Here is a 25,470-nt window from a genome sequence, read left to right as displayed (position 1 = left end):
TTATGTCATTGAAACCGAAGGTCAGCAATGCTGACCATATATTGGGAAATGGCCAGGCCGATCTGACCATTGTTGAATATGGGGATTACCAATGTCCGCATTGTGGTGCAGCTCATCCAATTATAAAAGAAATGATGGCCGAACTGGGAAGCCAGATCAGGTTTGTATTCCGCAATTTTCCGCTTTCGGAGATGCACCCCTATGCAAAACCCGCAGCATTGGCGGCGGAGGCTGCAGCACTGCAAGGGAAATTTTGGGAGATGCATGATGCCATTTTTGAAAACCAAAACTTGCTGAGCGAAAGATTGCTGCTGGATATCGCCGAGCAACTGGATTTGGACATGTCGAAGTTCAAATCTGATTTGCAGGACGAAGCGTTGCAGGATCGCGTGGATGGCGATTTTGAAAGTGGTATGCTGAGCGGCGTTAATGGGACACCGACATTTTTTGTTAATGGACAGAAATTTGACGGTGGAGCGGAAGATTTGGTTCAAATATTAGGTGAAAACTGAATATATGAATACTATTTAAACACAGGTGAGCACACGACGAGAAGTCTCTTGCAGGATAATAGATCATATCGTAAAAACGAATGAATCTGTTGTATAAATAACGAAATATCGTTGTTTTTAAATTGACTTTTAATTTTTTAATATACTTAAATACAGTTGTATATGTTTGTTGGACTATGAATTGCAATCCAATTAACATATCATGTAAACAATAAAATTCTTAAACTATTCATCATGGCAACATTCAAAGTTCAAGACGGAACAGAAATTTATTACAAGGACTGGGGAACAGGACAACCGATCGTATTTCATCATGGTTGGCCTTTATCCAGCGACGATTGGGACGCGCAGTTGATGTACTTCCTCGAAAAAGGATACCGTGTGATCGCACACGATCGCCGGGGTCATGGTCGCTCGACACAGACGGCAACGGGAAATGAGATGGATACCTATGCGTCGGATATTGCACAATTGGTAGAAGCATTGGATTTAAAAGATGCCATCCATATTGGTCACTCAACAGGTGGTGGCGAGGTCGTTCGCTACATAACCAATCACAGTACTTCTCGGGTTTCAAAAGCTGTATTGATCAGTGCGGTTACCCCGACCATGGCTAAGAGTGCTACAAATCCCGATGGTGTACCAATGGAGGTTTTTGACGAAATAAGATTGAATACGGCAACACGCAGACAACAGTATTTTCAAGATTTTACCCTCGCTTTTTATGGCTATAACCGCGATGGAGCGAATGTACAGCAAGGCGTGATGGACAACTGGTGGCGGCAAGGTATGATGGGCGGTATTAAGGCACACTATGATTGTATCAAAGCGTTCTCTGAAACTGATTTTACAGAAGAACTTAAAAAAGTCGAGATTCCTGTCTTAGTATTGCATGGTGAAGATGATCAGATCGTACCGATTGATATAACGGGTAGAAGAGCGGCTAAGTTAGTCCAAAATGGTACTTTAATTACCTATCCCGGTTTTCCACATGGAATGCCTACTACAGAAGCGGAGACCATTAATAAGGATATTTTGGCTTTTATTAGCGGAAAATAAACGCATACACTAAAAAGCGATAACAAAAGATGCTGCCTTGATATACGATCAGGACAGCATCTTTTTGTTATCCTATCTTAGAACTATATCTATTGGTCGCTTGGGCTGGAAAGAAAGTGACAGATGAGCATTGCTATTCCGGCAAATGCAATTGAGCTTAACCCAAGTTCTTTACCTAAATAGGCTCCTGCCAGACAGCCAGCAAAAAATCCAGTATGGCAATGTTATTGTCCGTATTGCCCAAATCGGTGTAAAAAGTTTTTGAAGTATTTCCATCTTTCCAGTGTCTAGCTGTTCATTGAACTAGTTCAAGAAAAACGGGAAAGAAAAAATGTACTAAACAATGGATCTTGCGGAATCCCTTCGCGGTCCATTAACGTATTTCTGGATTATGAAAAAGGGGACTTTAGGTTTTTGAATTGAATGGATTAAATTTTAGGTGTGTCAATACTTGTTTTTATAATTTATGTTACATAAAAGATAAATTTTGATTATTTAATGGTGTGCTAAACCTGTTTAGGTAGTAATGTTGTTGATATTAATTAAATATTTGTTAACATTACGGTAAATTATAAACCAAGTCAAAGCATCAACTTTGAAGCAAAATTCTAAACCAGACTAAAAATGCAAAAAACATTACTAATCAGTATGGCATTGGGTCTCTCATACCCCACTTGGGCTAATGTAGAGCGCGATTATGTCAAATTGAATCAAGAGGTGCACAGTATTGCAGTTCAATCTACCGTGAAAGGGGTGGTGAAAGACAAAAACGGAACAACCTTGTCCGGAATTACCATTACCAATTTAACCAGCCAAAAAACAACCTCAACGAATGTAGCGGGTCAGTTCACGATTGAAGCCACTATAGGGCAAAGACTCAAATTGACAGGGATAGGCTATAGTGAAAAGATCGTCAGCGTGACGGCAGGGCAGATCGATATCATCATGGAATCTAAAGATACCGAACTGGAGGAAGTTGTGGTGGTCGGTTATGGTACGCAGAAAAAAGTGAATCTTACCGGTGCAGTAGACCAAGTGGGATCGGAAGCTTTTGAGGGACGCGTACTGGGTAATGCAAGCCAGATGCTCCAAGGTGTAATTCCCAACTTGAATGTAACCCCAGCAGATGGTAAGCCCAATCGTGCACCAAGTTTCAATATCCGTGGGACAACTTCCATTGGTCAGGGTGGAAGTGCACTTGTGCTTATTGATGGTGTCGAGGGTGACCTTTCGGCGATCAATCCCAATGATATTGAAAGTGTAACTACACTCAAAGATGCGGCTTCATCTGCGATTTACGGCTCCCGCGGTACCTTCGGGGTAGTTTTGGTTACAACGAAACGTGCCAAGTCCGGAAAAACTTCGATCAACTATTCAGGAAGTGGCTCTTTTCAAAAACCTGTAACCTTGCCTAAATTCGTGACAGATGGTTACGAATATGCTTCGCATTTCTTTACAGCCTATAATGCCTGGAACAATTATTCATCGATTCCGAGCAAGCTCAACAAGACACAGATCTTTACAACAGATTGGCTGGAAGAATTTAAGAGAAGAAAAGAACAGGGCATTACCGAACAGGTCACTGTCGACGATAAAGGTAATTATGTATACTACGGTAATGAAGATTATTACGGTACGTTGATCAAGGACAATACGTTTGTCCAGGATCACAACCTGTCCATCAGTGGTAATTCAGAAAAAATGGATTACTATATTTCTGGACGTGCTTACGACTACAATGGCATGTACCGCTACAACAGTGATAAATATAAGACCTATAATACACGTGCAAAAGCGGGACTTCAGGTCACCGACTGGTTACGGATAAGCAATAACATCGATTTTAATTATGCCAAATACAGAGACCCATCGACTGCTGGCGAAGGTGGAAATATCTGGCGCAATATTGCCGATGAGGGACACCCTTCTTCGCCGATCTTTAACCCTGATGGATCTATGAGCTTCTCTGCAGCCTATACAGTAGGGGATTTTATCTACGGTAAAAATGGTACGAATACGGCAAATCAGGATCTCCGCAACACAACTTCTTTCGAGACTAAGTTTTTCAACAACACGTTCCGCGTTAAAGGGGATCTGACTTTTAGAAATCGCGATTTTAATTCGGTAAGAGTCCGTGTACCTGTTCCGTATAGCACACAGGAGGGAAAGATGTTGCGGTTGGAAACAAGTATGAACGACAATATTTATCAAGTAGACCAACGCTACCGTTACTTGTTTGGAAATCTCTACAGTGAATATGAACGCACAATTGGCGATCATTATTTTAAAGGTTTGCTCGGATACAATTATGAGCAGCGTACCTACAATTCAACCTATATTACCAAAACAGGTCTACTCAATGATGATGTTGAAAATATCAACCTCGCAGTAGGGCAGAATACCACAGCGACAGCGGGATATAACAAGTACCGTAATGTCGGGGTATTTATGCGTGCCAATTATATTTTCAAGGACCGTTACCTTTTTGAATTCAATGGCCGCTACGATGGTTCGTCCAAATTTCCGACAAACCAACGATGGGGACTATTCCCTTCCGCATCCGTAGGCTGGCGTATTTCTGAAGAGCCATTCTTCCAGGTGGACAAAAGAGCACTTTCTGATCTAAAGCTAAGAGCGTCCTATGGCTCATTGGGTAATGGTAATGTCGATCCGTATTCCTATTTGGATATTTACGAGATCAAGATTATGGATCGGGTATTGAACGGACAGAAGCCGGCATATACTTCGGTGCCTAAGGTGATCCCGGATAACTTAACTTGGGAAACAGCGCGCACAGCAAACTTAGGTCTTGATCTATCGTCTTTAAATGGAAAACTGACTTTTACGGGCGATATCTATCAACGCAAGACCTTAAATATGTATACCTTAGGTGTAGCTTTGCCTGATATCTTTGGTGCGGAGTCGCCGAAAGGGAACTATGCTGACATGACCACAAAAGGTTTTGAAGTGAGCTTGACTTATAAGGATAGATTCGATCTGAACGGTAGTCCTTTCAATTGGTCCGTAAGGGGTACTTTGGCTGATTATAGATCCAATATAGACCGTTACGAAAATAAGGAGGGTTTAATCAAAGATGGATCGTATTATGAAGGTCAGCGAATCGGTGAAATATGGGGCTATGTAACGCAGGGTTTATTTCAGAATCAGGCGGAAATTGATGGTGCTGCAAAACAAAAATTGATCAAATCGTCAAACAATGGTACAATATATCCAGGTGACGTACGTTTTGCGGATCTAAATGGTGATGGTGTAATTGATTATGGAAATAATACGATTTATAGCCATGGTGACAGAACTGTAATCGGTAATGCCGATCCACGATATATCTATAGTTTTAACCTTAATCTGGATTGGCAAGGTATTTATTTCTCGTCTTTCTTCCAGGGTGTAGGTAAGCAGAATTGGTACCCGAGCAATGAATCTATTTTTTGGGGACAATACAATCGACCTTACAACAACTTGCCGGAATGGCACCTCAACAATTATTGGACTGAAGACAATCCAAACGGTTATTTTCCTCGTTATGCTGGGTACAATGAATCTATCAAAACAACGCCACAGACAAGATATCTTCAGAACGTTGCCTATATACGGATGAAAAATATACAGATCGGATATAGTTTTCCTAAATCTGTAACCAACAGGTTAAAAATTAGTAGTCTTCGGGCTGGACTTTCGGGCGAAAACTTATGGACCTGGTCGCCTCTTTACAAAAAAACGAAGGATCTCGATGTCGGTAATCTGGGCAAATCTGATCCGGAGATCGGAACGGGTTCTGGCGACGGATTTAACTATCCGATTATGAAGAGTGTTAGTTTTAATTTATCTATTGGCTTATAGTTTTTTATTATCATGAAAAAATTATTTTATATACCTATTGTTGCGCTTTTGTTCTCCTCCTGTGAACTAAACGAGCTGCCGAAGGCAGGTGCCACCGAGGAGGATATCTTCGGGAGCGAAAGTGGATTAAAAAATTACAGCAACTCATTCTATCGGAATATTACCTCTGGTAGTGACGCTTATAAAGGTGACGCTATGGCTGACTATTCGGCCGTAAATAGCCTCAATGATTTTATGGTCGGCGGCGCTTACAGTGCTGAGATCAGTTCGGGGTGGTCCTGGACTACCCTGCGTAATATCAACCAATTGATAGCTAAATGTAATAGTCCCAAATTGAGCGATGCCATCAAAAATAATTATATCGGCTTAGCCCGCTTTTTCAGAGCTTGGTTCTATTATGAGAAAGTAGTTCGTTTTGGCGATGTGCCTTGGGTAGATCACCCTTTGGCTGTTGATGAGACGGATATTCTTAAAGCACCACGGGATTCGCGCGAAGTGGTCATGAAGCACATCATGGAAGATCTGGACTTTGCCTACGCCAATATCACAAATACGGCGGGCGACGGTAGTACGGTTAATAAATGGACAGCACTGGGTTTGAAGACGCGAATCGCGCTGTTCGAAGGAACATTTCGTAAATACCAAAAGCTCAATTTGGCTACACAGCCGGAAGTATTTTTCCAGATGGCGGTAGACGCTGGCAAGATTTTAATGGAAAATGGTCCTTATGGGCTTAATATCTCCGCAGACCCTAAAACATCACAGCGACAGTTGTTTACCAGTAATACTCCAGTGACAAAAGAGGTTATGTTGGCCGTAACTTTCAGTAAAGATCTTGCGCTTTTGAACGACGCCAACTGGTGGTGGACATCAGCAACCTACGGTCCACGTTTAAGTTTGGTAAGGCCTTTTATCAATAGTTTTTTGAATGTTGACGGTACTCCTTATACGGATAGACCGAACTTTCAGACTGAGGAATTCTATGAGGAGTGTCAAAATCGCGACTTGCGCTTGGCGCAGTTGATCCGGACGCCAGGATATTCCCGTAATGGACAGCCTGCTCCCCCAAATTTTGCAAGTTTTACTTATACGGGGTATCAACCGATCAAGTATACTTTAGACGATCCCTATTACGACAATGGCGGTTACAATACTAATGCAGTTCCTTTAATGCGTTATGCTGAAATACTATTAAATTATGCTGAAGCGAAACAGGAACTAGGTACGTTCAATGATGCGGATTGGTCGAAAACTATTGGAGCATTACGTTCAAGGGCAGGAATAACAAGTGGAACGAATACACTGCCAACCAAAGTGGATACCTACTTGAAAAATACCTTCTTCCCCGAAGTCAATAGCCCCGTGCTTTTAGAAATACGTCGGGAAAGACAGGTGGAATTAGCTCTGGAGGGTTTCCGTTTCAATGATTTGAAGCGATGGAAACTTGGACCGCTTATGGCAAATTTGCCTTGGACGGGAATTTATATCCCTGCTTTAGATAAGCTGATTGATATCGACCACAATGGAACGCCAGATGTCGTGTTCTATGATGGAAGTAAATCAGCTCCTTCGATAACTGTTCCTGCAGGAGTAGCCAAGGTGGCTATAGGGGGTAAAAGTACCAATTTCCAGACAATGACTTCGGACAATCACCTGGAATGGTTTAAAGCTGTGAAGCGTACTTGGGATGACAATAACAAGCAATACCTTTACCCAATTCCGTCTGCAGCGATTGTGCTGAACGGAAATCTGACACAAAACCCAGGTTGGAGTAAATAGGAATTTAATTTATTAGTCCTCGTAAAAACGGCTTCTTGCATTGCAAGGAGCCGTTTTTACTACTAAGGGGGCTGTTTGATTGAAGTTTTTTTTGGTTTGTTAACGTCTTTCTTGGTAAACGCCGATTTCGTTTACGACGGCATGGCCTTTTTCAGGTTTAATGCTGAAGCGTAATTTTTGTCCCAGTACTTCATCAAAGCGGAAGATCTTGATGCGGCCCTGTTGTACGGCTGTAACCGCGATAGGATGCCATTTTCCATCTTTCAGATAGGATAAGTGATACTGTGAAGGATTGTCTTTTCCTTCGGTAATAACAACACTATTGAAAGCTTTACTACGTTCAAAATCCAATTCATACCATACTTCACCTTTGACTGCCGGATTGGAGACCCAGGCACTGCCAAAGTTATCGTCGTTGGCAAAATCCATAATGTTCATATCTTCGCTCCAGCTACTGTAGGAAGGTACCTGCTTGGCCATATTGTGGTCGACTATTGGTGCCTGGTAACTTGGTAATGAGCTGTAGTTGGGTTTATTTTTGTATAATGTACCGATTGTCTTCAGTGCATCAAGTGCATTTTGATCCATCAGACCATCACTATTGGGTGCTACATTGAGCATAAAGTTGCAATAGGCGTTGTTGTAAGGAATTACAAATTTCTCGACCAATTCATTGACGTTTTTAACTGGGGTGTTCGGAAACGATGTTTTCCAGAACCAATTTTGCTGTAAGGGAAGACAGGCCATTGCCGGCAATTTGTTATGTTCCTTGGAGATAAATTGACCTGCGCCTTGTTCGTACGATTTGATATCGGTGTAAAACAACGCATCACCTGGATATTTTGCCGAATTGAGATCCATCAACAAACATTTCGGTTGGAGTGACTTGACAAGATAGTAGATGTCATCGAAAGGAACGTCATCGTACGAAATTCGCGACCAAGGGGCGTCCCATCCATCGATGACCAAGGCGTCGATTTCGCCGTATTGAGTCAGTAATTCGGTCAACTGATCTTTGATCAATTGGATATGTGCTTTCGTAATGGTATGTGGACGTATGCCTTGATGCATATCCAAAATGGAATAATACAGCATAACACGCAAACCATTTTTGCGGAAGGCATCCGTAAATTCTTTAACAACATCACGATGTAAAGGCGTGTTCATTACATTATAATCTGTTGTTTTGGTATTCCAGATCGGAAAGCCACTATGGTGCTTAGTGGTTAGGCAACCATAGCTCATGTTGGCCGACTTGGCAGCTTTGGCCCATTGATCGGCGTTGAGCCTCGGAGATTTGAACAGTTCAAGCGCGGCATTAGGATCGGACCAGTCTTGTTCCATAAAAGTAGGCATGCCATAGTGGATGAACATACCGAATCCAAGATTGACAAAGTCGAGCTGGCTCTGCTCAAGGACCTTCTTTGAAAAACTGGATTGTGCCAATAGCGTGTTGCCCAGTAAAAGAAAGGATAGGCAGTAAAGTAGGGGCTGTGAAATTTTGGACATAATTTATGAAGTTGTTATGTTGTAAAGATAGGTCAAGGTTGTGTTATTTAAGCCTAATGGAAACCTAACGAAAGCCTAATAAAAGCCTAATAGCTATCTTGATTCGACAAATTGATGTTATTTTTAAACCATGAAGAGTACCGGTAAAAATATATATCCTTGGGCATTCGGAACAAGCTTCTTGATCTTAACAGGGCTGATCGGTTTTCTGATCTTCAATACGTATAAGCTTGAAGACAAGAATTATCAGATTGGACAGCTCAACCGGATCCAGAATGCTTATGGAGCTGTTATTATGGATGATAAGATATTCCCTGGGGGAGATGCCATATTCCAGACAACATTGGTACCCTGTTTGCCGAAATGGTATGAAAAAAAAATAAATAAGTCCGCAGACGTAGACCAGTACGGTAACCATTGTATGAATGGCTTTCTCGATCAGATGCGGAGGCAGCAGTCGTTAGACAGTATTTTTCGTCGGATCGTATATCAGCAAGGGCTCGATACGACACTTGTTTACCTATTCCATTTTGATAAATTAGAAATATATAATGCAGGAGACCGTGCCTGGACGACTTTCTATACGTTAGCTGCCGATGATCGCGCAGGTTTAATCAGTGGAACACTCAAGCGCGGAACAAATAATAATAGGGTATTCCAACTGTCTGTTAGCGACAAGAATCCCATTCCTTATCGTTTTACCTATAGCCTGTATGTTGATTATGAAAATAGGGATTGGCGCATTTTCCAACGTATGTTGCCCGTGTTTTTACTCTCCTTAGCTTGTATTGTTGTGATCGTATTATTGAGTTATCGAACCTATCGTAATTGGATCAACCAGCGTAAATTGGCAGACCTGAAAACGAGTTTTCTAAATCATATGCGCCATGAATTTAATACGCCACTGACGACAATTTTGATCAGTGCACATAGTTTGATCGATCGTGAAACAGGAAAAGACGATAAGGAGGTGGCACAACTTGGGCGCATCGTAGAAAGGCAAGCCAAACGGCTCAAAGCTTATTTTGAACAGGTCATGGGATCTGTGGCATTACAGGAACAAGAGGCGAAAATTGTATCCGTTTCTATTGATCGGCTGACACAGCAAATACTGAAAGAACTTCATTTGCGCTACCGGGGTGAAATTGAAATTCAATATGAACCTTTAGCTGCCGATGTAGCGATGAATCTCGATGAAGATTATTATTTCTCAATCTTAGATAACCTGGTATCCAATGCGATAAAATTTAACGATAATAGTAAGAAGACGATTCAGTTTAGCTGGGAGCAGCAATATCATCATTATAACCTCAAAATAGTGGATAATGGAGTTGGAATCGCCGCTGCAGATCAGGAAGCGATATTTACAGCATTTTATAGGGGGGAACTATCCGGTAATAAACCCGGACTGGGACTGGGGCTTTACTATGTCAAATCTTATTTGGATAGGCTGGGTTGGACGATCCGTGTAGCAGGCAGTAAGTCTGGTTCCGGTACAATTTTTTATATTTACATGAGTAATGTGGCATTCAATGGCAAAAGATAAGATTGACATCCTTTTGATTGAAGACGAACCTGATTTGGGCGAAGTTTTCTCACGTTATTTGCGATACAAAGGCTTGAGGGTACGCTGGGAAAGCACGGCGCAAGGAGGCTGGACGGCTTTTCAGTCCTGTGCCGTCAAATTACTAATTATTGATGTGCAGTTGCCCGATGGTAATGGTTTTGACCTGGCGCAACAAATGATACAATTGAATCCTGGGCAACCTATTTTCTTTTTGACAGCACTTCATGAACGCACATCGCGACTCAGAGGACTTAGTCTGGGCGCTGTTGATTACATTGCGAAACCTTTTGACATGGACGAAATACTGCTCAAGATTCGCAATTTATTGACCGTGGCAAATGCGCCCGAAGTGCAGACAAATCCGGAAATCGAACTCGCTATCGGTTGTCTGTTGCTCAACATGGAACGCTATAGTTTGCATGATGGAATGGGAAACATACAAAAGCTCACAGTCCGTGAAGCTGAGTTGCTGCGACATCTGGTCCTTCATAAAAATCTATTGGTCAATAAAAAAGATCTCCTGTTGCAGTTTTGGGGTAATACGGATTTTTTTAACGGTAAGAGTCTAGAGGTTTTTATCTCCCGACTTCGTAAATTGCTGCAGATGGATCGCAAACTTCATATCGAAAGTATCTATGGAGCGGGTTATATTTTACACGAAAATGAAGGCGTTTGACGACCGGATCTATTTAAAGAAATCCTATATTATACGAAAATATTCTTAAAAATGTGTCCAAGTGCATTACTTTGACAGCCGAAGAAACCGAACAGTTTACTGGTTTACTGATAACAAAGAAGGTTCCCAAAAAAACAATGCTATTGGGGGAGGGGGAAATTTGTCAGTTTGAAGGATATCTTCAAAAAGGGTGTGTCCGGATTTATTATCTGGATGAAAATGGTTTTGAAGTAACGCTGGCATTTGCTGTCGAAGATTGGTGGATTAGTGATATTGCTTCATTTCATTATCATACACCATCCAGTTTATACATGGAAACATTAGAAGACAGTGAGTTTTTGATGTTAACACCAGAGACGAAAGAGAGATTATTAGAGACTGTTCCAAAGTTTGAGCGAGTTTTTCGTATGTTGGTGCAACGTCGGCTCGCTGTTCTGCAAAATAGGCTGATCCATACAATGGCCAAACCAGCCGCCGATCGCTATCTCGAATTTATTGAACTATACCCGACTATCTCCCAAAGGGTACCGCAATACTATATTGCATCCTACCTGGGGGTTTCACCCGAATTTGTCAGTATTATACGTAAGCGCCTTGCTGCAAAGAAGTAATGGGCAGTTCGAATGGAACCATATTGAAACACATAGGTGACTATGCGTTGAGTTTTTTTTGCGATTTGATTTGAGCTGTGTACCAACTATATTTTGAGCTTTCGGACAACTAGACTTTGCAAAAGGTATGAGATATTTGCTACCTTTAGGCTGGGACTGATTTTAGCTATCGGTACCCATAATCGCAGAGCCGTTTAAAATAAATCGTATTGAGCATGGAAGAGAAAGATTTTGGGAATGCCTTTTTGTATTCCTGTTATGTCGAGAAAGCATTTGGGCACGAACAGTTCATTCCCGAACATGTCGTTTTTTTTCAGCTATCTGGTGAAACACATCTGGACCATCAGAAAGGAAAATTGGTGGCGACAGAAGGGCAGATTGTGGTTGCCCGTAGAAACCAACTGGCCAAAGCTTTTAAATATCCCGCGAAAAATAATGTTTACAAATCTGTTTCAGTATTCCTGCGGGCTGATCGGCTGAAGCAATACGCGATGGACCATCACCTCAGTTCGGACAAAAAGTATCAGGGTGAGTCCAATGTTGTACTGGAAAGTAACCTGTTTATAAAAAGTTATTTTGAGTCATTGACCCCCTATGCGGAAGCCACCGACCGAGTGAGCCCGCAGATGGAAAATATCAAGATCTACGAGTTGATCACTTTGTTGTTGGAAAGCTATCCACAGTTAAAAGACCTGCTTTTTGACTTTTCGGAGCCGCATAAAATTGATCTCGAACAATTTATGGTTAAAAACTATCGGTACAATGTACCTTTAGAAAACTTTGCGAAACTAACAGGGCGTAGTTTAGCAAGCTTTAAACGTGATTTTGAGAAAATATTCCAGACGTCTCCCCGAAAATGGCTACAAGAAAGACGTCTTTCTGAGGCTTATTATCTAATTGAAAATAAGCGACAAAAACCTGCAGATTTTTATCTTGATCTGGGTTTTGAAAACCTTTCTCATTTCTATGCTTCTTTCAAGGAGAAGTTTGGCATAACACCAGCGACTATCAATTCCGTTGCTTAAAATTATTTCCGCCACCAATAACTAGGTGGTAAAGGGGGCTGATCGAGGTCGATGACCTGGCCGATTATGGGGGTAAGCAAAGGCTGTTGTTGTTGTGTTGCTTCCTTAGAAATGCGTTCTAAAGGTTCATTCCAGGCATGATTGGCCAATACAAACTTGGACGAATGAACCGGAAACAGTAAGGTAGCTTTGAGATCATGTGCCGCTTGGACAACCTCCTCCGGCATCATGTGAATATGTTTCCAGCTGAGGTCGTATTGGCCGTTTTCCAGTATAGCCAGGTCAAAAGGACCCAATTGATTGCCTATCTCTTTGAAATGGCTATCGTATCCGCTGTCCCCGCCTAAATAGAGTCGCATGGAAGGTGTCTGGAGGACATAGGATGCCCATAATGTATTGGCTGTAAATATACTGCGGCCTGAAAAATGCCTGGCAGGCGCAACTGTTACACTGAAACCATCATCCAAGTTGATTTCGTCCCACCAATCTTTTTCGATGATCTGCTCAGGACGATATCCCCAATATTCAAGATGGGAGCCAACACCAAGGCCAACAATGACTTTTCCAACCCGGGGTTGTAGTGCCTTTAACGTCTTATAATCCATGTGATCATAATGGTCATGTGATATAAATAGATAGTCAATCGGCGGTAGAGCAGATACGGTAGAGACATCGGCTCCTTTAAACGCTTTTACACTTCCTGGAATAGGGGAAGCACTGCCACTAAGGACAGGATCGACGAGTATGTTCTTACCATCGAGACGAAGGAAATAAGAGGAGTGACCAAACCAAACAAGCCCATGAGGCTGACTTAACAACTTTTCCCAGTCGATATCCACTGTTGGTATAGTGTATTTGGGACTTGTTTCGTTCGAGCGCTTAAAAAAATAATCGTATAGGGCTACGGTCCAGGGCTGCGTGAGCTGTGGTGTAGGGCTGCTATTCTGGAATTTTCCGTCTTTAAACTGTTTCGATAGCTGTATGCGTTGAAGTCTTTCACCCGAGGGTCTTTTGCCGAATTGTGGATGCATCATATATAGTGCGATAAGAGCGATGAAAACAGTCAGTCCTAAGATTGTTCTTTTCAAAAACCGAAGCCACTTATTGCTGTTGTTTCTTGTTGTCATCTGCTTGTTGTAATACAACAAAGGTATGACTGCTGAGATAGATCTGTTTTTGCTGGTAGCTCAAATTTATCTGCTGTATGGCTCAATAATAAACAGCAGAGCTTTCGGTCAATTTTAAAAATCTGCTGTTTATCATTGGACTTGGGTTATCTTATTTGATCAGGATAGGGGATCTGCTGTCCTGTAGCTTTGTAGGTCGGTAACTGAGCCTTCCACGTGCGGAGCATATCCGAAAGTAACTTGCTGAGCTCGCTGGTTTTTCCTTTCATTTTTGGGGCAAGATTGTTGAGCTCACCGATATCTTGCTGGAGGTTATAAAGTTCAAGCTTCCCATTTTTCATATCGTAAAGCAACTTATAATCACCTTGTCTTATTGCCGAGAAAAAGTTGATTCCAGGGCCGTCTGGCACTGTCCACTTGTTGGGGATATTCCATACCAATGGACGGCTGTTCCAATTGTCGGACCTATTACCTTCCATTAATGGCAAAAGATTTTTTCCATCTGGTTTTTCCTGTACGAGCCGATAGCGATCTATTTTGGCTAAACTGAGAATCGTTGGAAAGAGATCTTCGACCATAACAGGGGTAGCATCTGTGCTTGCAGAGTGCTGCTTGGCCTGTTTGATCAACAGAGGAACCCGGATTCCACCTTCGTAAACCGACCCTTTCCCAGCTTTTAATGGTAGGTTCTGTGTATGGCTTGGTCCGGAGCGCATTGGGCTGAGGCTAAGTCCGCCATTGTCGCTAAGGAAAATAATGACGGTGTTATCGTATAGGTTTTTGTCTTTAAGAAATTGAACGATATCACCCACACTTTTGTCATAACCTTCGACCAGTGAAGCATAAGCTGCTTCAGTGGAATCTAAGCCACGATCGAGGTATTTTTGCACAAAACGTGGATCGGGTTGGATCGGGACATGCACCGCATAGTTGGAAAAATTAAGGAAAAAAGGCTCCTTACGGCGTATAGGCTCCTCCAGTGCCTTCAGCGCCTCCCGGGTTAAGGCTTCCGTTAGAAATGTGGATGTGCCATGATATTCCATAAGGTCGGGAACTGCCTGATAACCTGCTTTGCCAGGAAGGTTACCGTAATTCTGCTCGCCATAGTAGTTTTGTGGGTGCCCAGCGGAGTGTCCTGCAATATTGACCATAAAGCCCAAATTTAAAGGGCTGGCACCAGGAGTTCCGGCAGATCCCCAATGTGCTTTACCCACATGAATGGTATAGTAACCATTGGCCTTAAGGATGCTTGGAAATGGAGTAGCATATATCGTATGTGGTATATTGGGCACAGGGCTTAGTCCGTTGATATTCCAATCCGGTGGATTCAACAATTCATCTCTGCTATCGGTCGGGGTGTCAGCCTTGGGATGGGTCCAATTGGTGACACGATGATGAGCAGCATTTAAGCCGGTCAGAAAGCTCACTCGGGAAGGTGTGCACACCGGTGTTGCATACGCATTGGTAAATTTAATGGCTTCTTTGGCCAATGTTTCCAGATAGGGGGTATGAAACTTTTCGTTGATCGGCGTTTTGACCTTGTAAAATGGTTCGGACATGTCCTGCCAACCGAGGTCATCCACAAAAAACACGACAATATTGGGGCGTTCTGTTGTGGATACCGATTGGTGCTTCTGCTTAACTTTAGTTCGGTTGACAGTTTGCGCATGACCTCCTACATACATACCCATAAATAATACCACAAGGGTGAATGATAAATTGTTTTTGCGAAATAACATAGGGACAGTTTATAGTTTGAATATCGGGATTTGCTATTGATCTAAACTTTGTAAATCACTTTGTTTGCCATTTACCGTATTGTTTGAAATACTGCTATTTGCGACACGTTCAAAAAATAAGGGCTTTTTATTCCAATGAAAAGCAGGGTATTCCTTATTGGTCTTGATTTGGTTGTTGCGAAAGACCAATCCATTGACTGATTTGGCATAAAGAATAGGCTTATCGAAGGTTTCAAAGCGGTTGTCTTCGATGACGATATGGCTATGGAAGTATTTCTGCTGATTTTTTAAATCCGGAATTTCTGGATAGATCGATATAATCGCATTGGTAAATTGGAACATATTGGTCAAGGCATTGATAAAAGTATTGTTCCGGATTTGAATATCGTGGCAGCTACCCGTTTCGTACCAACCATTGGCATCGCCACACAGGAGAATAGCTGTACCTGAAGTATGATCAAAGCGGTTGTTTTCTACCAGGGTCTTTTTTGGCGTGCTGAATAAAGCACCTCGTGCTCGATTGTGGCGTATGGTATTCCCGCTAAATAGCACACGTGGCGTCCATGTGAGGTTTTCGATGCCAATATCCATTTTTGTTGGGTCAATAGCTGGGTCCAAAGCATTACTTAATGTAATCATGAATTCGCGGATTGGATCTGAGGCTTTCTCGCGTAAAACGCTAATGGATTGGATCTTATTTTTCTGGTCCCAGAGTTCCATTGTACTGGATCGGATAAATTGGACCGTATCCCCCTGGTAGCCCCAGTCAAATCCGTAGGATTGATCGTGCATATAACGACCGATCAATGTTTTGTCGTCTAGTCGTTTGGTGATCTTCAGGTAGGTGCCATGGATATTGATGGCATCATCCATCATATTTTCATACAGTCCATTCTTCGATACAATAACACCCTTGCAACCCGAAAAATGTGTTGCGTCGGCCTGAGCTGTAAAATAACGCGGATCCTGATCGCTGCGAAGTGCAATTCGGAAACCTTCCAATGTGATGTTGTCCGTTAATTGAGCTAGCAAACCCATGCCTTCGGCGTAATGGACGGCGATATTTTCAAGTCGTATATTTTTTCCTTTATGGACAAATACGCCCGGACTGGGACGAAATCCCGCGCGCATGGCAACGACGGTACCCGGTATAAGCTTGCTGTTCTTCCATTGCTGCGCTTGAATAATACCCTGAGAGAGCTCTTTCACTTTGGTTGTGCCCACGCGGATATCGCTTGTATTATAGACTATCCGTTTGGTCTTTTCTTCAAAGGCAATCCCCGATGTCGGTCTCAGTTGCCAGCCTTCACCGGTATTGTAAAATATGCTGTCTTTGATCGTATAGGTTACCCAAGGTGCAGTTTGATAAGTAATTGTACCGTTGATTGTATCGTTTTGTAAAATCTTGACCTGGCAGATCTGAGGGCGCTCAAAATCGATGTGGATATTTTTCAACGTGAGGTTTTTATTCTCGATCAATGCGATAGGTAACATGCGTCCATGATAGATAAAGTCTGATCCTTGTCCATCAATTGTGATGTTGTCGCAATTTTCAAATGCCATACCTACGGTTTTGGGGTTGTCCTGATCGTGATTGGAGATGTAGTATTCGCGGGTTAGCGCCCCTTCTGGATGAAAGTCATAACGTCCCTTTTTGAATTTTAAAATAATAGGTTGTTTCTTGCCAATCTTGCTGAAGATGGATTGAATAGCTTTATTGACCAATGCCGTACTATTTGTGCCCGTGTTGGGAACAACACCATAGGTGGAAAGATCGATACTCTTCGTTGCGGACTGTGCAAGGCTGTCAAAATAAATAAATGGTAGGAGAAGGATAAGTAAATAAGGTTTTAGGATGTTCATGATGTCCTGCTATTGATAAATTGGTTTATATCGCACAAGTTCCCTATGGGATTGGCTTGTCGAATATAGGGATAATCGTTCAACATCCAAATTAAGTCGTAAAGCGTAGCGTTTTTTTTACGCACTACATCAATCAACATTTATCTTGCAGTTCAAAGGTAAATGGTATGCTTTTTACCATCACAGTGAATTGTCACAAAAAAATGGCGAATTCAACGATGGGCTTCATTCCATCTGCGTAGACCGCTTGGAGTACAACAAGGACGGCAGTATCAAGAAGGTAAAGCAGACTGATTTATTGACAGGTCCCAAATAATCGATGGGCGCGAAGACAATATGTTGCCAAAAAAAATTAACTTTAGGGGGCGGAACAACTGTTTCGCCCTTAAACCATCAAATACTTAATTGTTTAAAATGCTAACGAAGAATATCAAACGTAAAACCAATACATTGTTACGCACAATATGTTGTTGTTCTCTTCTTTCGGTCAATATGCTAAAAGGTTTTTCCCAAGCTAAAATGACGAAAGATTATGTTGACTATGTCAATCCTTATATGGGAAACATCAGCCATTTATTGGTGCCAACCTACCCAACGGTCCACTTGCCAAACAGCCTTTTGCGCGTTTATCCTGAGCGTGGAGACTATACGTCAGACCGTCTGTTCGGTCTGCCGCTTATCGTTACCAGCCATCGTGGAAAATCGGCATTCAATCTTAGTCCCATGGTGAAATTGCCAGGCAGTTTGAAACCGGTACAACTGTATAGTTACGATCAGGAGGAAATACATCCGTATGCCTATTCGGTGCTGTTGGATCAGGAGAATATTCAGGTAGACTATGCGCTGTCGCATCAGTCGGGGATGTATACCTTTACGTTTCCAACAACTTCTACAAAATATCTTCAGTTCAACTCGCAGGAAGGAAAACTTCAATGGGACGGACAGGGACTTTCGGGTACACAGGATATTGGTAATGGAACGCATGTGTATATTTATGCTATTCCCGAATCCAAGCCTGTTGCGGTAAAGCGACTGCAAGGCCAACAACTTGAAAATGCAACAGAAGCTGTTGGTAAGAATTCGTGTATGGTATTGGAGTTCAATCAGGCAGGGACTAGCTTGCGCATGAAATATGGTGTTTCATTTATCGATGTCGCACAGGCAAAAGCCAATTTAAAGCGTGAAATCAGCGACTTTGATCAAAAGAAGCTGGCTGAAAAAGGCCGTAAAATATGGAACGACGCTTTAGGTAAAATTGCCGTGGAAGGCGACAATGAGTCCAATAAACATGTGTTTTATACCTCCTTATACCGCACCTACGAAAGGCCAGTCAATATTTCTGAGGATGGCCGTTATTATAGTGCGTTCGACGGTAAGGTCCATCAGGACGAGGGCAAACCTTTTTTTACCGATGACTGGATCTGGGACTCCTACCGGGCACATCATCCATTGCGGGTACTGTTAGAGCCTGGCACAGAATCCTTGATCCTCAATTCTTTTGTCCGGATGTCTGAACAGATGGAGCAGCCTTGGTTACCTACTTTCCCTGAGATTACGGGTGATAGTAGACGGATGAATTCCAATCATGGTGTAGCAACTTTGTTGGATGCTTACCGCAAAGGAGTACGTAATTTTGATATCAAGAAAGCCTATCTGGCAGCAAAAGGTGCGATTACAGAAAAGACGCTAGCTCCTTGGTCGGGAAAAGCCGCGGGGAAATTAGACGAATTTTTTAAGGAGAAAGGCTATATTCCAGCATTATATCCAGGTGAAAAAGAAACGATACCAGAAGTAAACGGTTTTGAACGGAGACAACCGGTCGCTGTAACCTTGGGTACCTCTTACGACTTATGGTGCTTGGCACAGCTTGCTCAAGAATTGGGTATTCAGGCTGATTATGATCTCTTTATGAAGCAATCTTTCAATTATCGAAATCTTTTCAACGAACAGACCAAATTTTTCCATCCCAAAGATGACAAGGGAAATTTCATCATGCCTTTTGATTATGTGTTTTCTGGCGGACAAGGAGCACGGGAGTATTATGGTGAAAACAATGCCTGGATCTATCGCTGGGATGTACAACACAACATTCCGGATCTGATCAAATTGATGGGGGGAAATGAATTGTTTGTCAAGTACCTCGATGAGATGTTTCAGCAGCCTTTGGGTCGGTCGAAATTTGATTTTTATGCACAGCTTCCAGATCATACAGGTAATGTTGGACAATTTTCCATGGCGAACGAGCCGGCTTTGCATATTCCTTATCTCTACAATTACGCCGGACAACCTTGGATGACACAGAAACGGATACATAAACTGATCGGTGAGTGGTTTAGAAACGATCTAATGGGGGTACCGGGTGATGAAGACGGTGGCGGGATGTCTGCTTTTGTGGTCTTTTCCCAAATGGGCTTCTATCCTGTAACACCAGGTCTGACTTCCTACAGCATCGGATCTCCATTTTTTCAGAAAGTGAGCATACAGCTTCCTAATGGCAAGTCTTTTGTAATTATCGGCAAGAATGCATCTGCAAAAAACAAATACATTCAATCGGTGAAATTAAACGGGCAGCCGCTGAACGTTCCACAGCTGACCCATGCCGATGTGCTGAAAGGTGGCACATTGGAATTTGTGATGGGGGATAGAGCAAATCGAAATTGGGGAAACTAACATAGCTTGCTTACCAGCATAATCACGCCAGAAAGTAAAAAAGTAAAAAGCGCTGTTGATCATCGATCAACAGCGCTTTTGTTATAGATAGTTGTTTTCCATTAGCTATTTACAATTAACCCAATTAATAGTTCATTAATAAAGTATTAATGGAACATATAAGTATTTGTTTTTAATATAACAACAGCGTTTCAGCTTGGATGCAGCCGGTTGCATTGTTTTTTATACTAAAAAAGTGACAAAGTGAATTTCAATAAATAAAAGACAATCGATTGCGTTATTTGCGCAATCGATTTCGTGACACCATTGTTTTGTTCCCATAAAATATCCCTCTAATTTAACGTACTGAACCAGTCACTCTAATACTAAACTGACAGACTCAATTTTACTAACTATTTAATTATGATTTCAAAATTTACAAGTAACCAAAAGGTAAGCCTGCTTGCTATTGCTCTTCTTGTTGCGTCTTCGCAAAATTTGTGGGCCGAAGAAATGCCGATTGCATTTAAACATACAGCAAAAGAGGTCGCTCAGAACCAAGTTACCGGGAAAGTAACCGCAGAAGATGGTCCTCTTGCGTCTGCGACTGTTTCGGTCAAAGGAACATCGGTATCGACATCTACAGATGCAAAGGGAACATTTGCAATTCGAGCTAAAGCTGGAGATATTTTGCTTGTTAGTAGCGTTGGCTACAAAACCAAAGAAGTGACAGTTACAGGAACGACCCTATCAATTCAGCTGGAAAGTAATAATGAGGCATTGGAGGAAGTGGTCGTTGTGGGATTCGCTAAACAAAAGAAGGTAAATTTAACCGGTGCGGTACAAGCGATCACGTCAAAAGATCTACAGGATCGTCCGGTTACCAATGTATCTTCTGCGATCCAGGGTAAATTTTCGGGTGTAACGATTACCCAAAATTCAGGACAGCCCGGTAAAGACAACGGTACGATCCGTATTCGTGGGCTGGGTACCATCAATAATGCGAATCCGCTTGTTATTGTTGATGGAATAGAAAGCTCGATGAATAATATCAACCCCAACGATATCGAAAGTGTTTCGGTATTGAAAGACGGACCTAGTGCAGCAATTTACGGCTCTAAGGCTGCAAACGGGGTTATCTTGATTACGACCAAAAAGGGCGGTAGTGGCAAGCCGCAATTGAATTATACAGGCTATGCCGGTATTCAGGATCCAACACGTCTACCGGAATATATGAACTCTTATGACCATGCTGTTATCTTAAATGAGGCCCTTAAAAATGAAGGGAAGACACAGCGTTTTTCCCAGCAGGATCTTGAACTTTTCAAAAATGGATCTGATCCGGACGGTCATCCCAATACGGATTGGTTAGGACTGCTCTACAAGGGATCGGGCTTTCAACAATCGCATAATTTGCAAGTTACAGGTGGAACAGAAGGTGTGCAATATATGGCTTCGGGAGGCTACTTAGGACAAAAAGGCGTTATCAAGGTAGCGAGCTCGGACCGTTATAATTTACGCACAAATGTTGGTGCAAAAGTATCTTCAAGACTTCGATTTGATCTAGGACTGGCGTATAATTATCAACGTATCACCGAACCTGTAAATCCTTATACCGGTGATATGGCGCAGATCTTTAGACAGGTAAACCGTATTCCTAGTTTTATTCCTTATAAATACAGTAATGGTGTATATGGTCGTGGTAGCGATGGTAACCCAATTGCATGGATGGATCTCGAAGCCAAGGATAATATGACCTATAAACATACACAGGTCAATTTCTCCGGTGAATTTCAGATTATGGATGGACTGAAGATCAAACAGGTTGTAGGCTTTCAACCGATTGACAATATGTCTTCCAAATTTGTCAAAGACATCCAATACTATGCGCCAAATGGTGATTTGGGACCTAAACAAGGGGTGAATAATTTGACTGTTTATAACTTCCAATCCGAACGATTGACTTTTCAAACCTTGATGACCTATGACAAAAAGATTGGTAACCATCAGATCAATGTTTTAGGCGGTTTTATGGATGAAACATTCCGTGCGGATTACTCCAGTGCTTATGCACAAGGTTTCTTAAATAATGATTTTTCGGAACTGAATTTGGGTAGCAAGGACGGAATGAAAGTCGATGGAGGAGCCAAAAAGCTAATATTACGCTCTTTCTTCGGTCGTATCAATTATGCATTTGCGGATAAGTACCTATTGGAAGCCAATGTGAGACGTGATGGAACATCGCGATTCTTGGGAAGCAATCGTTGGAGTACATTCCCGTCGTTCTCAGCCGGCTGGCGTATTTCTCAGGAAGATTTCTTTAAAGAATCTTCTTTGTCCGATGTAATCTCAGAATTGAAATTAAGAGGCGGTTGGGGTAAACTAGGAAACCAACAATTAGCGGCAACATCAGACAATTCATATCCTTCTTCCGACGCTTATTATCCAGGCTTATTTACCATTTCTCCTGGTTATAACTATTCTTTTGGTGGTGAGATTAGTTCCGGTGGAGCCATCGTAGAATCGGCAAATCCAATATTAAAATGGGAGTCAACGACAAGTACCAACATTGGTTTGGATCTGAACTTCAAAAATAATCTGGGCTTTGTATTTGAATACTTTGACCGTAAAACGGATGGGGTGTTGTTAAAACTGCCTGTATCGAACTTATATGGTCTTCCAGCGCCTTACCAAAATGCAGGAAAAGTGCAAAATAATGGGGTAGAGCTACAAGTAAATTATCAAAATAGCATCGGAGATTTCAAATATAGCATTGCAGCAAACGGTTCTTATATCAACAACCAGATTAAAAAATGGGCCAGTGACGAACCACAGGTCAATGGAACTTTCTATATCTATGAGCAGGGACGACCAATCCGTTCGTTTTATGGCTACGAAACTGCTGGAATCTATCATTCGGACGAAGAATATAAAAACAGTGGTATTCAAGGTGTGAACGGAACTGTAGGTGCTGGTGATATTATCTACAAAGATCAGAATGGCGATAAAAAAATCGATGGAAATGACCGTGTATATCTAGGTTCGCCCGATCCAAAATTTATCTTTGGTCTGACCTCCAATATGAGTTATAAAAACTTTGATCTGAGCCTATTCTTCCAAGGTGCGGCTAAAGTACAGGGATATCTTTGGGGCGAAGCCATTGGCGGGATCTCGGGATCGGATAAACCGACAACCATTTTTGCAGATCGTTTCAATGCAGAGACCAATCCAAACGGATCTATGCCGAGGGCGTTGACCAGTTGGTCACAAAATAGTCCTTCAGGCACACCTTCTGATTTCTGGATCCAGAATGCAAGTTATGTCCGCTTGAAGAATATCACCTTCGGTTATACCTTACCAAAAACGTTTACGGATAGAATCGGTATTAAGGGGGCTAAAGTATACTATAGTGGACAAAATCTCTTGACTTTTACCGGATTTGCTAAAGGATTTGATCCGGAGGCGCCAGCGGATTCTAGAGGTAATTACTACCCACAGGTGAAAACAAATGTGTTTGGTCTTAACGTAAACTTTTAATTGAAAATCATGAAACTTAGAAATATAACGATTGCATTGAGCGTAGCCACCTTACTGTTCTCTTGTCAAAAACTCGATCAGGAACCGTTGGATGCCTATAATGCCGATAATTTTTGGAAAACGGAAGCAGAAACCGATTTTGCTGTAACAGGTTTGTACAGCGGTACAAGGGGAAGCGACGGTAAGCTGGCCGAAGGATCTGCTTGGGAAGACGGTACCCAGATCTTTTACATGGACTGTACGTCGGATAACTCCAATAGTGATTTCCCTTGGGAAGGATTCCAGGCTTTAGGAAATGGCACCGCAACACCGACAAACGCTGGAAATGCAGAGGCACGCTATACGTACGAGCATATCCGTCGAGCCAATTACATCCTTGAAAATATTGAAAAATCACCGGTTAATGCTGAAAAGAAGAAGCGGCTGACCGCCGAGGTACGCGTTATACGAGCATACAAGTATTTTGATTTGGCGACCTTATTTGGGGGAGTGCCTATCATTACGAAAACTTTGACGACAGAAAATTCGTTTGTGCCTGCAAATACGCAAAAGGAAGTATTGGAATTTGTGGAAAAAGAATTGAAAGAAGCTGCTGCAGATTTGTCGTTTGCTAAGGGTGGCGGCCGTATGTCCAAAGGTGCTGCCCTTGGTTTATTGGCGCGCTGTTATGCTTTTGAGAAGAAATACCAGGATGTCATCAATACAACACAGGAGATCATTTCTTCGGCTAATTATAAATTATTCGATGATTATGCGACCTTATTTGAAGAGGCAAATGAAAATAACAGTGAGGTCATGATGAATATCGAATATTTGGTAAATATTCAAGGATATACTTCACTTGGTATTATGCTGCCCAATTCAATGGGGGGATGGGGGTCTATTGTACCAACACAGAGTCTGGTAGATGCTTACGAAACTGCCGATGGACAGACTATTGGCGAGTCAAAATCTTATGACCCTGCCAGTCCATATGAAAAAAGAGATCCACGCCTGGGCGCAACAATTGTTTACCCAGGAGCACTGTACAATGGTAAATATTTCGATCCATTAAATCCGAAATCGGAAGATTATCCATCTGGTCCAGATAATGCATCTAGCACAGCTTACAACTATAAAAAATATATCCAAAATCCGAGCAGTTATGCGAACATTTGGAACGTAGGTACCAACATTATTGTGATGCGTTATGCCGAAATGCTTTTGTTAAATGCGGAAGCAAAGATTGAATTGGGGATTATCGATAATACCGTATATGATAATATCGATCTAGTTCGCCAGCGCGCTAAGATGCCAAAAGTAGATAAAGCCGTATACAGTGGCCAGAGCAAACTGCGTGAATTGGTACGTCGTGAGCTCCGTGTAGAATTCGCCGGAGAAGGACGCCGTCGCTTTGATATTATTCGTTGGGGAATAGCCAAAGACGTAATGAACGGTCCTGTAAATGGCGCGCTGTCGAAAGGTACGGTGGATCCTAAAACAGGCAAGGTTACCTATACTTCGTTAACTGATCGTTTTTTCTCTGAAAATAGATCGTTCAAAGCTGGAAAAAATGAATTGTGGCCAATTCCACAAGCTGTCATCGATAATAGCAAAGGAACGTTGAAGCAAAATGTAGGGTATTAATTTTCTCCTGCTATATTTTTTACGAAGCAAGCAAGCAAGCAAGCAAGCAAGCAAGCAAGCAAGCAAGCAAGCAAGCAAGCAAGCAAGCAAGCAAGCAAGCAAGAAGGCGGTTAAGTGTTATACTCACTTAACCGCCTTTTTATTGTCATGTTATATTTCTAATTTTTTTTGTGTAATTTTTTATGGAAAAAGAAAAAATGATCATCATATATTAAAATACGTCCTACTTTAGCGTAATACGCAGTAGATAGATCAATTATGAATTATATAAACTGAGATAAATGAGAAGTGTTCTATGCGCACTTGCGGTAACGATTATCTTAATCTTAT

General features: G+C 42.0%; 16 protein-coding genes. 12 read left to right on the top strand and 4 right to left on the bottom strand.

The genetic code is table 11. The features are described 5' to 3' along the window. Positions 1 to 2: 2 nt before the first annotated feature. From IQ31_RS18835 to IQ31_RS18820, 4 genes are all read left to right on the top strand, one after another. Complete coding sequence (locus IQ31_RS18835; RefSeq protein WP_088160608.1) at positions 3 to 512, top strand: DsbA family protein; 510 nt, start codon at positions 3 to 5, stop codon at positions 510 to 512. A 234-nt stretch (positions 513 to 746) separates the two neighbouring features. Beyond that, positions 747 to 1,571 carry an alpha/beta fold hydrolase gene (locus tag IQ31_RS18830; RefSeq protein ID WP_145329225.1) on the top strand — a complete coding sequence of 275 codons (825 nt, stop codon included), beginning with the start codon at positions 747 to 749 and terminating at the stop codon, positions 1,569 to 1,571. 624 nt (positions 1,572 to 2,195) lie between these two features. Next, positions 2,196 to 5,432 carry a SusC/RagA family TonB-linked outer membrane protein gene (locus tag IQ31_RS18825; protein ID WP_145329223.1) on the top strand — a complete coding sequence of 1,079 codons (3,237 nt, stop codon included), beginning with the start codon at positions 2,196 to 2,198 and terminating at the stop codon, positions 5,430 to 5,432. A 12-nt stretch (positions 5,433 to 5,444) separates the two neighbouring features. After that, the gene (locus IQ31_RS18820; RefSeq protein WP_070567448.1) at positions 5,445 to 7,211 is read left to right on the top strand and encodes a RagB/SusD family nutrient uptake outer membrane protein; all 1,767 of its coding nucleotides are present in this window, start codon (positions 5,445 to 5,447) and stop codon (positions 7,209 to 7,211) included. A 99-nt stretch (positions 7,212 to 7,310) separates the two neighbouring features. Here the strand turns inward: IQ31_RS18820 and IQ31_RS18815 are convergent, their stop codons facing one another. Then, positions 7,311 to 8,720 (bottom strand): alpha-L-fucosidase, encoded by a 1,410-nt coding sequence (locus IQ31_RS18815; RefSeq protein WP_145329221.1) that lies wholly within the window; start codon positions 8,718 to 8,720, stop codon positions 7,311 to 7,313. A gap of 130 nt (positions 8,721 to 8,850) precedes the next feature. Between IQ31_RS18815 and IQ31_RS18810 the strand changes: the two genes are divergently transcribed. The 4 genes from IQ31_RS18810 (at position 8,851) to IQ31_RS18795 (ending at position 12,599) form a co-directional block, all read left to right on the top strand. Then, a complete protein-coding gene (locus IQ31_RS18810; RefSeq protein ID WP_145329219.1) occupies positions 8,851 to 10,266 on the top strand; it encodes a sensor histidine kinase in 1,416 nt (471 codons plus the stop codon). Continuing rightward, the gene (locus IQ31_RS18805; protein WP_158638919.1) at positions 10,253 to 10,963 is read left to right on the top strand and encodes a response regulator transcription factor; all 711 of its coding nucleotides are present in this window, start codon (positions 10,253 to 10,255) and stop codon (positions 10,961 to 10,963) included. The genes IQ31_RS18810 and IQ31_RS18805 overlap by 14 nt, the downstream gene beginning before the upstream one ends. A gap of 53 nt (positions 10,964 to 11,016) precedes the next feature. Further along, positions 11,017 to 11,574, top strand: a complete 558-nt coding sequence (locus tag IQ31_RS18800; protein WP_244294533.1) for a Crp/Fnr family transcriptional regulator — start codon at positions 11,017 to 11,019, stop codon at positions 11,572 to 11,574. A gap of 215 nt (positions 11,575 to 11,789) precedes the next feature. Next, positions 11,790 to 12,599, top strand: coding sequence for a helix-turn-helix domain-containing protein (locus IQ31_RS18795; protein WP_145329213.1), 810 nt, complete (start codon positions 11,790 to 11,792; stop codon positions 12,597 to 12,599). Positions 12,600 to 12,601: 2 nt separating this feature from the next. On the opposite strand, the gene IQ31_RS18790 is transcribed toward IQ31_RS18795, so the two are convergent. The 3 genes from IQ31_RS18790 to IQ31_RS18780 all read right to left on the bottom strand — a co-directional run bounded on the left by IQ31_RS18790 (position 12,602) and on the right by IQ31_RS18780 (position 17,328). Beyond that, positions 12,602 to 13,726, bottom strand: a complete 1,125-nt coding sequence (locus tag IQ31_RS18790) for an MBL fold metallo-hydrolase (RefSeq protein WP_145329211.1) — start codon at positions 13,724 to 13,726, stop codon at positions 12,602 to 12,604. A 146-nt stretch (positions 13,727 to 13,872) separates the two neighbouring features. Continuing rightward, positions 13,873 to 15,465 (bottom strand): sulfatase, encoded by a 1,593-nt coding sequence (locus tag IQ31_RS18785; RefSeq protein WP_244294532.1) that lies wholly within the window; start codon positions 15,463 to 15,465, stop codon positions 13,873 to 13,875. A gap of 33 nt (positions 15,466 to 15,498) precedes the next feature. Then, a complete protein-coding gene (locus IQ31_RS18780) occupies positions 15,499 to 17,328 on the bottom strand; it encodes a right-handed parallel beta-helix repeat-containing protein (RefSeq protein WP_145329208.1) in 1,830 nt (609 codons plus the stop codon). 145 nt (positions 17,329 to 17,473) lie between these two features. On the opposite strand from IQ31_RS18780, the gene IQ31_RS27375 reads away from it, so the two are divergent. The 4 genes from IQ31_RS27375 (at position 17,474) to IQ31_RS18765 (ending at position 25,140) form a co-directional block, all read left to right on the top strand. Beyond that, positions 17,474 to 17,644, top strand: coding sequence for a hypothetical protein (locus tag IQ31_RS27375; RefSeq protein WP_158638917.1), 171 nt, complete (start codon positions 17,474 to 17,476; stop codon positions 17,642 to 17,644). Positions 17,645 to 17,742: 98 nt separating this feature from the next. Further along, entirely contained in the window at positions 17,743 to 19,998 is a 2,256-nt protein-coding gene (locus IQ31_RS18775; protein WP_145329206.1) for a GH92 family glycosyl hydrolase, read from the top strand. Between the two features lie 402 nt (positions 19,999 to 20,400). Beyond that, the gene (locus IQ31_RS18770) at positions 20,401 to 23,514 is read left to right on the top strand and encodes a SusC/RagA family TonB-linked outer membrane protein (RefSeq protein ID WP_145329204.1); all 3,114 of its coding nucleotides are present in this window, start codon (positions 20,401 to 20,403) and stop codon (positions 23,512 to 23,514) included. 9 nt (positions 23,515 to 23,523) lie between these two features. After that, positions 23,524 to 25,140 (top strand): RagB/SusD family nutrient uptake outer membrane protein, encoded by a 1,617-nt coding sequence (locus IQ31_RS18765; protein ID WP_145329202.1) that lies wholly within the window; start codon positions 23,524 to 23,526, stop codon positions 25,138 to 25,140. Positions 25,141 to 25,470 lie beyond the last annotated feature (330 nt).

It is taken from the genome of Sphingobacterium siyangense, assembly GCF_007830445.1.
Lineage (GTDB): Bacteria > Bacteroidota > Bacteroidia > Sphingobacteriales > Sphingobacteriaceae > Sphingobacterium > Sphingobacterium siyangense.
Note: the sequence above shows the minus strand (reverse complement) of the source record. Positions and strands in the feature narration are given on the sequence as shown.

Excerpts from the sequence above, each read along its gene's own strand:
- IQ31_RS18810 (WP_145329219.1), top strand. The coding sequence starts at position 8,851 with ATGAAGAGTACCGGTAAAAATATATATCCTTGGGCATTCGGAACAAGC.
- IQ31_RS18820 (WP_070567448.1), top strand. The coding sequence starts at position 5,445 with ATGAAAAAATTATTTTATATACCTATTGTTGCGCTTTTGTTCTCCTCC.
- IQ31_RS18785 (WP_244294532.1), bottom strand. The coding sequence starts at position 15,465 with ATGTTATTTCGCAAAAACAATTTATCATTCACCCTTGTGGTATTATTT.
- IQ31_RS18825 (WP_145329223.1), top strand. The coding sequence starts at position 2,196 with ATGCAAAAAACATTACTAATCAGTATGGCATTGGGTCTCTCATACCCC.
- IQ31_RS18765 (WP_145329202.1), top strand. The coding sequence starts at position 23,524 with ATGAAACTTAGAAATATAACGATTGCATTGAGCGTAGCCACCTTACTG.
- IQ31_RS18790 (WP_145329211.1), bottom strand. The coding sequence starts at position 13,726 with ATGACAACAAGAAACAACAGCAATAAGTGGCTTCGGTTTTTGAAAAGA.
- IQ31_RS18815 (WP_145329221.1), bottom strand. The coding sequence starts at position 8,720 with ATGTCCAAAATTTCACAGCCCCTACTTTACTGCCTATCCTTTCTTTTA.
- IQ31_RS18795 (WP_145329213.1), top strand. The coding sequence starts at position 11,790 with ATGGAAGAGAAAGATTTTGGGAATGCCTTTTTGTATTCCTGTTATGTC.
- IQ31_RS18835 (WP_088160608.1), top strand. The coding sequence starts at position 3 with ATGTCATTGAAACCGAAGGTCAGCAATGCTGACCATATATTGGGAAAT.
- IQ31_RS18770 (WP_145329204.1), top strand. The coding sequence starts at position 20,401 with ATGATTTCAAAATTTACAAGTAACCAAAAGGTAAGCCTGCTTGCTATT.
- IQ31_RS18775 (WP_145329206.1), top strand. The coding sequence starts at position 17,743 with ATGCTAACGAAGAATATCAAACGTAAAACCAATACATTGTTACGCACA.
- IQ31_RS18830 (WP_145329225.1), top strand. The coding sequence starts at position 747 with ATGGCAACATTCAAAGTTCAAGACGGAACAGAAATTTATTACAAGGAC.
- IQ31_RS18780 (WP_145329208.1), bottom strand. The coding sequence starts at position 17,328 with ATGAACATCCTAAAACCTTATTTACTTATCCTTCTCCTACCATTTATT.
- IQ31_RS18805 (WP_158638919.1), top strand. The coding sequence starts at position 10,253 with ATGGCAAAAGATAAGATTGACATCCTTTTGATTGAAGACGAACCTGAT.